Source organism: Pantoea sp. CCBC3-3-1 (assembly GCF_007981265.1).
Lineage (GTDB): Bacteria > Pseudomonadota > Gammaproteobacteria > Enterobacterales > Enterobacteriaceae > Erwinia.
Map to the genome: position 1 here is coordinate 1,167,566 of NZ_CP034363.1, position 12,312 is coordinate 1,179,877.

The window sequence follows — 12,312 nt, forward strand, 5'->3', positions numbered from 1 at the left end:
CGCCTGCGGGTTGTATTAAGTCTTGCTTACGGCTTTTCCCGTGCTGGGCCGCGCCGACTGAGACTTTCTTATTATAGCTTTCCGTACCGACAGTTTTTTTAAGCCTGCTAAGTGGGTATTATGCATGTCACTTTAGAATCAGGAGAAGAGATCATGCCATCTTTCGATATCGTTTCAGAAATTGACATGCAGGAAGTACGTAACGCCGTTGAAAATGCCAACCGCGAAGTTTCAACCCGTTTTGATTTCCGTAACGTCACGGCCAGCTATGAGCTGAATGAGAAAAACGAATCTATCAAGGTATTGAGCGAATCAGATTTCCAGGTCAAACAGCTGGTTGATATTCTGCGTGAGAAGCTGTTGAAGCGCAGCATTGAAGGCGGTGCGCTGGAGATCCCGGAAGAGATCGAACACAGTGGAAAATCCTGGACTGTTGAAGCCAAACTGAAAAAAGGCATTTCTTCAGACGTGGCTAAGAAACTGGTTAAGCTGATTAAAGACAGCAAGCTGAAGGTGCAGACGCAAATTCAGGGTGAAGAAGTGCGTGTAACCGGCAAGTCTCGCGACGACTTGCAGAGCGCAATGGCGCTGGTTCGTGGCGGTAAGCTGGAGCAGCCGTTCCAGTTCAAAAACTTCCGCGACTAGGTAAAAGGGCGAAATATTTCGCCCTTTTATTTTATCAACCTCGTATTCAGCCGCTGCCGACCAGCGCTTCCAGCTCAAGACGGTTAGTCACTTTGCTGTCGATTTTGACGTAAGCGCTTTTTTCTTCCGGTACGATAAAGACCGCGGCAACGCCAGGTTGAGCTTTCAGGCGTTTTTCCAGCGCGGGATAATCAACAGTTTCATCTTTCAGAAGAATACGCAGGCTGCTGACGTAAGGGGGTTCCTGCATTGTGCAGCTCACCAGCAGCCAGACAGCGGCGATTACCGCGCCAACGACAAATACCGTCGATGCGTCAAAATGGCCATACACCCAGCCGCCCATGCTGCCGCCAATCGCCACGCCGATAAACTGGCTGGTGGAGTAAAGGCCCATTGCCGTGCCTTTATAACCCGGCGGCGACTCTTTACTGACCAGCGAAGGCAGAATCGCCTCCATCAGATTGAAGCCGATAAAGAATAGCTGTACGCCAATCACCAGCGTCCAGAAATGGTTTCCCGCGCCCCACAAGACAATTTCTGCAATCAGCATCAGCGCCACGCAGCAGACGAACACGCGTTTCATCTGGCGTTTTACTTCGGCATAGATGATAAAAGGGATCACGCCACAGAAAGCGATCAGCATGGTGATCAGATAAATCTTCCAGTGCTGTTCCGCCGGAAAACCGGCATTTTCAAATTCACCAGGCAGGGCGACAAAGCTCGACATCAGCAGAATATGCAGACACATAATGCCGACATTAAGCTTAACCAGGCGGCTGTTGGCCAGCACCTTTTTAATGCTGCCTTTCACCATGCCCGACTCACGGTTAAGCACGTGATTCGGGGCGTTCGGCACTACCAGCAGCGTAATGACAATCCCGCTGGCCGCCAGTACCGCAATCATCCAGAACAGCGCATGAAGCCCGAAAGCGTGAGTAATAATCGGCCCCAGCACCATGGCGATAGCGAAGGTGATACCAAAGCTGATACCAATAAATGCCATCGCCTTCGTACGGTTCTGTTCGCGGGTCAGATCGGACAGCAGGGCCATCACCGCAGCGGCAATTGCGCCCGAGCCTTGTAGCGCGCGGCCCAGTATCACGCCCCAAATGGAGGTGGTACAGGCGGCGATTACGCTGCCAAGAACAAAGATGAGCAACCCACCTACGATTAGCGGTTTGCGACCAATACGGTCAGAGAGCAATCCGAAGGGGATTTGAAATACGGCCTGCGCTAAACCGTAAATACCAATGGCAAGTCCGATTAATGCTTCACTCGCTCCCTGTAATGCCATGCCATACGTTGTCAGGACGGGCAACACCATAAACATCCCCAACATGCGCAGGGAGAATACGGTACCCAAACCCCATGTCGCACGCAGCTCGACCGGAGTCATTTTATTATCGTTCATTACTACCTCAGTTTATCTGGTGCACGTATTTTAAGGGGCAGGGGAGGGCGGGTAAAATAATTCTTAATAAGAAGTGGTAACAAAAAGAAAGGGCGCGAAAATCGCGCCCTTGGGATGAGGTTCGAGTTACCGGACCAGGGTGAGCAGGTCCTTTGACGCCGGGGTCATAAAATCAACCGACATCATGACGCTCAGAGCCGTAATCGCCACGATGGAGAAAACAAACAGCTTACGGGCCCAGACGCGATCGTTCTGCGTCTTATACCCTGAAAGCGCCATTCCCAGCCACCAGACGCTAACCGCAGCCGCCACAACCAGATATTTGTAGCCGGCATAACCCACCAGCGTCAGCATCAACGTGGCAATCATAAACGCCAGAATGTAGAGCGTAATATGATTCTTCGCCACCGAGATGCCTTTTACCACCGGCAGAACCGGGATATTCGCTGCCTGGTAATCTTTAAAGCGGAAGATCGCAATCGCATAGGAGTGCGGCATCTGCCACAGGCTAAAGATAGCCAGCAGGATTAAGGCGCCAGCATCAAACTGGTTGCTTACTGCACAGTAGCCAATCACCGGCGGTGCAGCGCCAGACAGGCTACCAATCAGCGTGCCGTAAACGGACTTGCGCTTCATGTACAGGCTGTAAATGCCGACATAAACCACAAAGCCCATTACCGCCAGCCACATGGCCAGCGGGTTTGCTCCGAGATACAGCAACGCGAATCCAGCAATACCCAGAACGGTTGCATAAACCAGAGAGACTGTCGGAGAAATGAGGCCTTTAACCAGCACCCGATTTCTGGTTCTCTCCATTTTCACGTCGATGTCGCGGTCGATAAAGTTGTTATAAACACAACCCGATGCGACCACCAGTGAAACACCGACTAAGGTGGTGAGAAACAGGGAATAGTCGATGCTGCCTTTCGAAGCCAGCAGAAATCCCCCGATGACAGAAATTAAATTCCCGAAAATAATTCCTGGTTTCGTTACTTGCAGGTATTGCTTAATCATCACAGGCGACTCTTTAATGGACCATCATGTTGTAATTGAGATTCCACATAATCCATATAGAGCCTACAACAACAATCAGTATGACAACTGCAGAGAACACAATTGCCACCAGGTTCCAACGTTGATCGGTAGAGGTGCTGAGGTGCAGGAAGTAATACAGATGCACCAGCACCTGAATGACCGCCGTCACCACAACCACACCCAGAATGGTCGACTTAGACGCACTGCCGCTCATGACCATCCAGAAAGGAATCGCAGTCAGTATGATCGACAGAATAAAGCCGGTCATATAAGTCTTCACGTTACCGTGAGAGGTACCATGATCGCTTAATGTCTTACTCATTACATGGCCCCCAGCAGGTAAACGATAGTGAACACGCAGATCCAAACCACGTCCAGGAAGTGCCAGAACATGCTCAGGCACAGTACGCGAGTATGGTTGGTCGCGGTCAGGCCTTTAGTAGCAACCTGATACATCAGCACCAGCATCCAGATCAAACCAGAAGTTACGTGCAGGCCGTGGGTACCAACCAGCGTGAAGAATGCTGACAGGAAACCGCTGCGCTGAGGACCGAAGCCTTCTGTAATCAGATGGTGGAATTCATAGATTTCCATCCCGATAAAGCCGAGACCGAACAGGAAAGTCAGTGCCAGCCAGCCCAGTACTGCGGACTTGCTGCCTTTTTCCATGCTGATAACAGCGAAACCGTAAGTGATAGAGCTGAATAACAGCAGCGCTGTCTCAACCAGAACAAACGGTAACTCAAAGATGTCTTTCCCTGCCGGGCCACCAGCGGTGCTGTTGACCATTACTGCATAGGTCGCAAACAGCGTTGCGAAGATAATGCAGTCGCTCATCAGGTAGATCCAGAAGCCAAAGAGTTTATTGGCTCCTGCATCGTGATGCCCATGCTCCGCATGGGCGTCGTCGTGGTGTTTAGTCAGAGTTTCAGTTGACATTTTTCAGACCTGCTTTGCTAATTTCGTCAAAGTGCTGATTCTCGATTTTTTCGATCTCGGCAACGGGAACGTAATAATCAACGTCTTCGTCAAAGCTCTTGATGATCCAGGTAAGGATCATACCGAGGAACGACAGACCAGCCAGCCACCAGATGTGCCAGATAGCTGCGAAACCAAACACCATGCTGAATGCACCGATGATCAGACCCGCGCCGCTGTTTTTCGGCATGTGGATCTCTTCATAGCGAGCAGGGCGCTTATACGCTTCGCCTTTTTCCTTCATTTCCCAGAACGCATCACGCTCGTGGATAACAGGCACTTCAGCAAAGTTGTAGAACGGTGGTGGTGAAGAAGTTGCCCACTCCAGCGTACGGCCGCCCCATGGATCGCCAGTTACGTCGCGCAGCTGCTCACGGTCACGGACAGATACCCAGAACTGAGTAAGCTGGCACAGTACGCCACAAGCGATCAGCGCAGCACCGAATGCCGCAACAACCAGCAGAGGGTGGAACTGTGGATCGATGTTCTGGCTCAGACGACGGGTCATTCCCATGAAGCCCAGCGCATACAGCGGCATAAAGGCAACGAAGAAGCCAATAATCCAGAACCAGAATGCACGGATACCCCATTTTTCGTTCAGGCAGAAGCCGAACGCTTTCGGGAACCAGTAGGTCACGCCAGCAAAGCAACCGAACACCACACCACCGATAATAACGTTATGGAAGTGAGCGATCAGGAACAGACTGTTGTGCAGAACGAAGTCCGCACCCGGCACCGCCAGCAGAACACCGGTCATACCACCCACAGAGAAGGTGACCAGGAAGCCTACGGTCCACAGCATGGCAGAGTGCATCTGAATGCGACCCTGATACATGGTGAACAGCCAGTTGAAGATCTTAACACCGGTCGGGATGGCGATAATCATCGTCATGATACCGAAGAAGGCGTTAACGTTCGCACCTGCGCCCATGGTGAAGAAGTGGTGCAGCCACACGATAAAGGACAGGATGGTAATGACCACCGTTGCCCAAACCAGTGAGGTATAACCGAACAGGCGTTTTTTCGAGAAGGTCGCGACCACTTCGGAGAAGACCCCGAAGACCGGCAGAACCAGAATGTACACTTCCGGATGTCCCCAAACCCAAATCAGGTTCACGTACATCATCATGTTGCCGCCCATATCGTTAGTAAAGAAATGGAAGCCCAGATAACGATCGAGGGTCAGCAACGCAAGCGTAACGGTAAGAACCGGGAATGAGACAATAATCAGTACGTTAGTACAGAGAGAAGCCCAGGTGAACACCGGCATTTTGAACATGGTCATGCCTGGCGCACGCATTCTCAGGATAGTAACGAAGAAGTTAATACCTGTTAATGTCGTACCAATCCCCGACAGCTGCAGACTCCATATCCAGTAGTCAACGCCGACCCCCGGACTGTATTCCGCGCCGGAAAGTGGTGGGTAAGCCAGCCAGCCGGTCTGTGCGAATTCGCCCACACCCAGTGACAGGTTAACCAGTACCACACCGACAGCCGTGAACCAGAAGCTCAGGTTGTTCAGGAACGGGAAGGCCACGTCGCGTGCACCGATCTGCAACGGAACAGCAATGTTCATCAGACCGATAACAAACGGCATCGCTACGAAGAAGATCATGATCACGCCGTGAGCGGTGAAGATCTGGTCGTAGTGATGGGGCGGCAGGAACCCGGCTTCACCGGCCGAAGCCAGCACCTGTTGGCTACGCATCATCACCGCATCAGCAAAGCCGCGCAGTAACATGACGAAAGCCACGATGATATACATGATACCCAGTTTTTTGTGATCGACTGACGTCAGCCATTCAGACCACAGATATTGCCACTTACCGAAGTAAGTGATTGCTCCAGCAACAGCCAGACCACCAAGAATGATGGCGGCAACCGTAACCACGATAATCGGCTCGTGGTACGGAACAGCATCAAGGGTTAATTTTCCCAACATCGTATTATTCCTCGGCTCCCGCGTGAGAGGCTTCGCTCATGTCCATACCTTCGTGTTCAGGCATGTTCATGTTCCCGTGGTTCATCTTGAATTTGCCAATAACTTGCTTGAACAAATCAGGATTAGCGGTTGAGAAGAACTCAACGGGATGGTTTTCGCTTGGCGCAGCCAGTTTATCGAAATCATCCATCGTCATCAGCGTATTAGAAGACTCTTTCGCTTTTGCTACCCACTGATCGAATGATGCCTGATCGGGGGTGGCAATCGCTTTGAACTTCATACCGGAGAAGCCGCGACCACTGAAGTTAGAGGAGATACCGTCAAAGGTGCCTGGTTCATTCGCAATCAGATGCAGTTTGGTCTGCATGCCCGCCATAGCGTAAATCTGGCTACCGAGGGTAGGAATGAAGAAGGAGTTCATAACGGAATTAGAGGTGATATGGAAACTGACAGGTCGGTTCGCAGGGAACGCGATCTGGTTAACCGTTGCAATACCCTGTTCCGGGTAGATAAACAGCCATTTCCAGTCCAGTGCAACCACATCGATAACTACCGGTTTCTCGGTAGACGCGATCGGTTTACTTGGTTCCAGCGCGTGGGTTGATTTCCACGTCAGTACGCCAAGGAAGATGATAATCAAGATGGGTACAGTCCAGACAACGGCTTCCACTTTGTTCGAGTGTGACCAGTTAGGGCTGTATTTTGCATTGGTATTCGATGCCCGATATTTCCAGGCGAATATCACTGCCATCAAGACTGCCGGGATAACGACGATCATCATCAAGCCAAAGGCTGTCAGTATCAGCGAACGTTGCTCCAGTGCAATCTGTCCTTTGGGATTTAACAATGCACTATCACAGCCACTTAACAATACAGTGCCTGCGATTAATGACAAAATCCCCAAACTTTTATTGTATTTCCTGAGTCTCATTTAACGACCTCAATGACAAGGGCTCTATTGTCGTTTAAGTGTGGCGGCATTTTACGGGAAGGTTTCAGTACTGTAAACCAGCAACAGCTTGTGTCAGCGGGCTGTTGACACCTTTTGCAAACATTGCGCCGTATGTTGCAGGGGGTGACAAAATATGAATGGTAGCAAGGCTTTGGTGGCAATATAACAAAAACAGATGGTAAAACCCCTGTAAAAATCGTGGGCGCTATAAACAGCCAGATTGGTACTCAAATATTTAACATATTTGCATCATTTGAGATATGTAAAACAGACAAATTACATGAGTGATGATTTATTTATCATGCCCAAATTGTAAATGTAAAGACGGCGCTCTTTTAAGAAATAACGGATTAAGGCAAATAACTGGCAAATGGAATTGTTAAGAAACGGCGATTTAACGCGCGCCCGCGGGCCGTTTTAAGTCGAAAAAGAAGCGTTATTGTTGCGTTACTGTTAGTGGTTTTTTCTGGCAGGACTGTTCGGACAGTGTGATTTCGCTCCTGGTTAGCAACATTGCTAATGATTAGCGCTGAATTTTTACGCAATGCCACCCTGTGATTTGCCGCTGCAACGTAAAAGTTATCACCCCCCATCTTTGCATATTTAATGTACGCAAAAGGGCTTTTATGTGAGCTTTGTCACACTATTCATTCAGTTATAGTTGGCATGCTAATGATTAGGCTGCAACGCTTGAGGAGGGGATGCTGGCATCGCACAGGTTAAAGGATGCCAGCATGAAAGTTACGACAAATGAGGTTTACGCATCGCCATGAAGTCCAGCAGACTGCCGCAAACAATGCCTGCTACGGCCAGCATCGTGCCGCTTTGTAGCAACAGCGTAATAGCGCTTCCCGTATCAAGCAGGCCGGTTGCTCTTACCGCCAACAGGATTAGGCCGATGGCGACAAGTAGCGCACCTGTTTTCAATGTTCTCAAGGCCCACCGGTAGCCCGAGGTAAAACGACTGCGTACAGAAAACTCTGCGCCACTTTGCGCTCGCTCCAGCGTTGTTTTGCATCCTGCCAGCAAAACCAGCCCCGGCAGCGCCGCCACGACTGAAAAGGCGTAAAAGGTCGGCCAGCCCCAGCTCTCCACAAACCATCCGGCTACCGGCCCGACATAAACACGGCCTACCGCCGACAACGCAGAGAGGAGAGCAAACTGCGTGGCCGAGAACGATTTGTTGCATAGCGTCATCAGTAACGCAACAAACGCTGCCGTGCCCATGCCACCACACAGGTTTTCGACGAAGACGGCAGCTGCCATGCTGTATAAATGCTTATCGGTCACCGACAGCAGCCAGTAGGCGATATTCGATGCGCCCTGCAAAATACCAAACAGCATCAGCGCCCGGTACAGGCTCAGGCGCTGCATCAGTATGCCGCCATAAAGCGCACCGACAATCGTTGCCAGCAAGCCCAGCGTTTTATTCACCAGACCGACATCGCCGGCATCAAAACCTACGCCACGAATCAAAAAGATCGTCGTCAGGCTGGCGGCAAAGGCATCACCGAGTTTATAAAGAACGATAAGAGAAAGGATTAGCCAGGCGTTGTTGCGGGTAAAAAAGTCTTTTAAGGGCGCAATCACCGCTTCTTCCAGCGTTCGCGGCTGCACTACCGCATCGACGGGTTCTTTTGCCATCAGCGTTGCCAGAACAGCAGGCACCATCATCGCCGCCATTACCCACCAGATCGCCTGCCAGCCGACGTAGCGATCGGCCAGCCACAGCGCGAGTCCACCGGACACCAGCATTGCCAGTCGATAGCCCAGCACGCTGATTGCCGCGCCGCTGCCGCGTTCTTCAGGCGCAAGAATGTCGGTCTTCCACGCATCAAAAACGATATCCTGTGAAGCGGAACAGAAGGCGATCAGCACCGCCAGGGAAGCGAGCAGCGTTAAATCGCGTGAGGGCTGCATAAACCCCATTAGCGCGATGCCAACGATCAACAGCAGTTGAGTCACCAGCAGCCAGCCGCGGCGACGTCCTAAAAAAGGCGGCGTATAGCGGTCCATCAGCGGCGACCAGAGAAATTTAAAGACGTAGGCCTGGCCAACCAGCGAGAAAAAACCAATGGTCTTGATATCGACGTTCTCAACGGCCATCCAGGCTTGTAACGTACCGGACGTCAGAGCAAGAGGCAGGCCGGAAGCAAAGCCGAGAACGAGCAGGAGGGCGGCATTACGTTGGGTGAAAATTTGCAGATAGTGACTGGGCATACAAACCTTAAAACATTGCCCGCCAGCAGCGGGCAAAGTCAGATTAACGGGCGTTTTGCTTGATAAACTCGTGCACGCTGGTGTCCTGCGCCATATCCGAAATCACGTCGCTAAGCGTTGAGTTAACGGCATTGGTGATTTTGGCGTTGGTGGCATTGAATGCACCTTCAACACTGTAAGTCTGGCGATAGTTCTTAACCTGCTTGCTGCCGTTTTTGGCCGTCGCGATGATCGAGATATCGGCTTTCGTCGTGATGCTGTAACGCACGTTGCCCTGAGTCACATCAGCGTAAAGATTATTCACGACGATCTGCAAATCAACAGCACCGTTAGGCCCAATCATGTAGCCACGAGCACCCATCTGCTTCTCAAGCACTTCCTGCAACAGAAAACGTAAATCACGGGAAGGGGTTAGCGTGACCAGTTGTCCATCGCGGTTTACTTTTGCCAGAGCCTGATCGGTACGCTGATCGGCACCATTAATGCTGATGGTAATACCGGTGAGTCCCGGATCCTGCTGCGGTAACTTGATGGCAGGTGAGACGTTAAGTGTATTGCTGTTACTTGCACAGCCAGCCAGCATGAAAATGGCCAGCAGAGGAAAAATTATTTTTTTTAACATGCTTAGTTTCTCGATAACAAAGGAAGTAGCGCAGACATGACTGCCGTCATCATAACATCGTCAGTGCCGGGAGGAAGCCCTGATAGCGCGTAAATTCATCGCCTTGCGATTTCTTAACGCGTTTCGTTTCCCCGTGATTTGACCTTTTTATTGCCCCCAGGTTGCAGGGGTGTTCAGGAAAATGCACAGTAGCGCGCCTGAACGGCAGATATTTTTAGTCAGGCTGGTCGGAAAGGAGAAAAATCCGGCTAATATTTAAAGGGATGGGGCGCAGCTCTCGATCGTAGAGGAGTGGAGTGATGATCCGCGAACAAATAGAAGAAAAGTTAAGAACGGCGTTTACACCCATGCATCTGGAGGTTCATGACGAAAGTTACCGTCATAATGTTCCTGCGGGGGCGGAAAGCCACTTTAAAGTGGTGATCGTCAGCGACAGCTTCCTTAATCAGCGTTTTTTGCAGCGTCATCGCGCTATTTATAGCGAACTGACCGACGAACTGGCTGGAAGTGTCCACGCGCTGGCATTGCATACTTACACCGAAAAAGAATGGGCGGGGTTGCAGGACACGGTGCCAGCCTCACCAAACTGTCGCGGTGCCGGTACGCTAGCCTGAATTGACAATTTAGTACAAGGCGGCCCGCGGGCCGCTTTGTTGTTTTTGATTGAAAAAAACGCACTGCCTGCAATTTTTACCTCGCTCAGGCCACAAATTGAACAAAGTTAACGAAATGGTGGGGCGGTGTAGCCTCGACTCGCTTTGCCGTTGCCGCTATAATGCTGCGTCTATTTTTTCCGGAATGTCTTCGGGACGCTTCTGGCAACAGGGATCGCGGTTCTGACATCAGAAGCCGTCCCGGTTCTTAGTCCCAGCCCTGTTTTTTTATAAAGCAGGCTGGGGCTGAAGTTGACCGAGCACGTGATTTTTTGAGGTAATAAGATGCAAGTTTCAGTAGAAACAACTCAGGGCCTGGGCCGTCGCGTTACGATTACCGTTGATAAAGATGTGATCGAAAACGCGGTGAAGAAAGAGCTGGTCAACGTATCTAAAAAGGTGCGTATCGACGGTTTCCGCAAAGGGAAAGTGCCGATGACTGTCGTTGCACAGCGTTACGGTGCGTCTGTTCGCCAGGACGTGCTGGGCGAACTGATGCAGCGCAACTTTGTTGACGCGATCATCAAAGAGAAAATCAATCCGGCTGGCGCACCAGACTACGTGCCAGGCGAATACAAAACCGGTGAAGACTTCACTTACTCCGTTGAGTTTGAAGTGTACCCGGAAGTTGAGCTGAAAGGTCTGGACGCAATCGAAGTTGAAAAACCGGTTGTAACCGTGACTGACGAAGACGTTGACGCCATGCTGGACACGCTGCGTAAGCAGCAGGCCACCTGGAAAGAAACCGATCGTGCAGCGGAAGCGGAAGACCGCGCAACTATCGACTTCAACGGTTCTGTAGACGGTGAAGAGTTTGAAGGCGGCAAAGCTTCTGACTTCGTACTGGCGATGGGCCAGGGTCGTATGATCCCAGGCTTTGAAGAAGGCGTTGTTGGCCACAAAGCGGGCGAAACCTTCACTATTGACGTCAACTTCCCGGAAGATTACCACGCTGAAAACCTGAAAGGGAAAGCGGCGAAGTTTGAAATCGTGCTGAAGAAAGTTGAAGAGCGCGAGCTGCCAGAGTTCACTGAAGAGTTCATCAAGCGTTTCGGCGTGGAAGATGGCTCTGTAGCGGGTCTGCGTACCGAAGTGCGTAAAAACATGGAGCGCGAGCTGAAAGGCGCCGTGCGTAACCGTGTGAAGACTCAGGCTATCGACGGTCTGGTGAGCGCGAATGAAATCGACGTGCCCGCTGCGCTGATTGACGGCGAAATCGATGTGCTGAAGCGTCAGGCAGCACAGCGTTTTGGCGGCAATGAGCAGCAGGCTCTGGAACTGCCACGTGAGCTGTTCGAAGAGCAGGCTAAGCGCCGCGTTGTTGTTGGTCTGCTGCTGGGTGAAGTTATCCGCACTCACGAACTGAAAGCAGATGAAGATCGCGTTAAAGCACTGATCGAAGAAATGGCTTCTGCCTACGAAGATCCGTCTGAAGTGATCGAGTTCTACAGCAAGAACAACGAGCTGATGAACAACATGCGTAACGTTGCTCTGGAAGAACAGGCTGTTGAAGCCGTTCTGGAAAAAGCCAAAGTTACCGAAAAAGAAACGAACTTCCAGGAACTGATGAACCAGACCCAAACGGCCTGATCGTCTGATTTTACTGGATAAATAAAAGCCCGCGGTCGTCATGACTGCGGGCTTTTTTATTTTATCTGTCGTCCTGAACAGCAATATGGCGCTTATTCGCTCATTAAAACGGCAAATTATCGACTAAGCTGTTTTTCCTGGTTAGCAGCGGCCGAAAAACGTTGTTATGCTTGAATTAGCGGGGCTGAATCCCCAGATAGACATGATTGTAATAGTGAGACTTGATGACTCCCGAAGGATTTCGGGGGAACAATGTGGGGAACA

11 protein-coding genes are annotated in these 12,312 nt (G+C 50.9%); 3 read left to right on the plus strand and 8 right to left on the minus strand.

What is annotated here, in order from left to right:
* The first annotated feature begins 153 nt into the window (after positions 1–153).
* Positions 154–645: a YajQ family cyclic di-GMP-binding protein gene (locus EHV07_RS05305; protein WP_147195775.1), complete on the plus strand. Its 492-nt coding sequence runs from the start codon at positions 154–156 to the stop codon at positions 643–645.
* Between the two features lie 46 nt (positions 646–691).
* Here EHV07_RS05305 and EHV07_RS05310 read toward each other — a convergent pair whose 3' ends face one another.
* From EHV07_RS05310 to EHV07_RS05345, 8 genes are all read right to left on the minus strand, one after another.
* Positions 692–2,056 carry an MFS transporter gene (locus EHV07_RS05310; protein ID WP_147195777.1) on the minus strand — a complete coding sequence of 455 codons (1,365 nt, stop codon included), beginning with the start codon at positions 2,054–2,056 and terminating at the stop codon, positions 692–694.
* 126 nt (positions 2,057–2,182) lie between these two features.
* Positions 2,183–3,070 carry a heme o synthase gene (cyoE, locus tag EHV07_RS05315; RefSeq protein ID WP_147200534.1) on the minus strand — a complete coding sequence of 296 codons (888 nt, stop codon included), beginning with the start codon at positions 3,068–3,070 and terminating at the stop codon, positions 2,183–2,185.
* A gap of 13 nt (positions 3,071–3,083) precedes the next feature.
* A complete protein-coding gene (locus EHV07_RS05320) occupies positions 3,084–3,413 on the minus strand; it encodes a cytochrome o ubiquinol oxidase subunit IV (protein ID WP_147195779.1) in 330 nt (109 codons plus the stop codon).
* Positions 3,413–4,030 (minus strand): cytochrome o ubiquinol oxidase subunit III, encoded by a 618-nt coding sequence (locus EHV07_RS05325; protein ID WP_147195781.1) that lies wholly within the window; start codon positions 4,028–4,030, stop codon positions 3,413–3,415. The genes EHV07_RS05320 and EHV07_RS05325 overlap by 1 nt, the downstream gene beginning before the upstream one ends.
* Positions 4,020–6,011, minus strand: coding sequence for a cytochrome o ubiquinol oxidase subunit I (gene cyoB, locus EHV07_RS05330; protein WP_147195783.1), 1,992 nt, complete (start codon positions 6,009–6,011; stop codon positions 4,020–4,022). The genes EHV07_RS05325 and cyoB overlap by 11 nt, the downstream gene beginning before the upstream one ends.
* A 4-nt stretch (positions 6,012–6,015) precedes the next feature.
* The gene (gene cyoA, locus EHV07_RS05335) at positions 6,016–6,942 is read right to left on the minus strand and encodes a cytochrome o ubiquinol oxidase subunit II (protein ID WP_147195785.1); all 927 of its coding nucleotides are present in this window, start codon (positions 6,940–6,942) and stop codon (positions 6,016–6,018) included.
* 762 nt (positions 6,943–7,704) lie between these two features.
* Entirely contained in the window at positions 7,705–9,183 is a 1,479-nt protein-coding gene (gene ampG / locus EHV07_RS05340) for a muropeptide MFS transporter AmpG (protein WP_147195787.1), read from the minus strand.
* A gap of 43 nt (positions 9,184–9,226) precedes the next feature.
* Positions 9,227–9,805, minus strand: coding sequence for a lipoprotein (locus tag EHV07_RS05345; protein ID WP_147195789.1), 579 nt, complete (start codon positions 9,803–9,805; stop codon positions 9,227–9,229).
* 299 nt (positions 9,806–10,104) lie between these two features.
* Here EHV07_RS05345 and bolA point away from each other — a divergent pair, with 299 nt between their 5' ends.
* Positions 10,105–10,419 (plus strand): transcriptional regulator BolA, encoded by a 315-nt coding sequence (gene bolA, locus EHV07_RS05350; protein ID WP_147195791.1) that lies wholly within the window; start codon positions 10,105–10,107, stop codon positions 10,417–10,419.
* Between the two features lie 324 nt (positions 10,420–10,743).
* Complete coding sequence (gene tig / locus EHV07_RS05355) at positions 10,744–12,048, plus strand: trigger factor (RefSeq protein ID WP_147195793.1); 1,305 nt, start codon at positions 10,744–10,746, stop codon at positions 12,046–12,048.
* Positions 12,049–12,312 lie beyond the last annotated feature (264 nt).

What these genes read in the sequence shown, in the direction of transcription:
- EHV07_RS05305 (WP_147195775.1), top strand. Translation starts at nt 154, where the DNA reads ATGCCATCTTTCGATATCGTTTCAGAAATTGACATGCAGGAAGTACGT.
- EHV07_RS05310 (WP_147195777.1), bottom strand. Translation starts at nt 2,056, where the DNA reads ATGAACGATAATAAAATGACTCCGGTCGAGCTGCGTGCGACATGGGGT.
- cyoE (WP_147200534.1), bottom strand. Translation starts at nt 3,070, where the DNA reads ATGATTAAGCAATACCTGCAAGTAACGAAACCAGGAATTATTTTCGGG.
- EHV07_RS05320 (WP_147195779.1), bottom strand. Translation starts at nt 3,413, where the DNA reads ATGAGTAAGACATTAAGCGATCATGGTACCTCTCACGGTAACGTGAAG.
- EHV07_RS05325 (WP_147195781.1), bottom strand. Translation starts at nt 4,030, where the DNA reads ATGTCAACTGAAACTCTGACTAAACACCACGACGACGCCCATGCGGAG.
- cyoB (WP_147195783.1), bottom strand. Translation starts at nt 6,011, where the DNA reads ATGTTGGGAAAATTAACCCTTGATGCTGTTCCGTACCACGAGCCGATT.
- cyoA (WP_147195785.1), bottom strand. Translation starts at nt 6,942, where the DNA reads ATGAGACTCAGGAAATACAATAAAAGTTTGGGGATTTTGTCATTAATC.
- ampG (WP_147195787.1), bottom strand. Translation starts at nt 9,183, where the DNA reads ATGCCCAGTCACTATCTGCAAATTTTCACCCAACGTAATGCCGCCCTC.
- EHV07_RS05345 (WP_147195789.1), bottom strand. Translation starts at nt 9,805, where the DNA reads ATGTTAAAAAAAATAATTTTTCCTCTGCTGGCCATTTTCATGCTGGCT.
- bolA (WP_147195791.1), top strand. Translation starts at nt 10,105, where the DNA reads ATGATCCGCGAACAAATAGAAGAAAAGTTAAGAACGGCGTTTACACCC.
- tig (WP_147195793.1), top strand. Translation starts at nt 10,744, where the DNA reads ATGCAAGTTTCAGTAGAAACAACTCAGGGCCTGGGCCGTCGCGTTACG.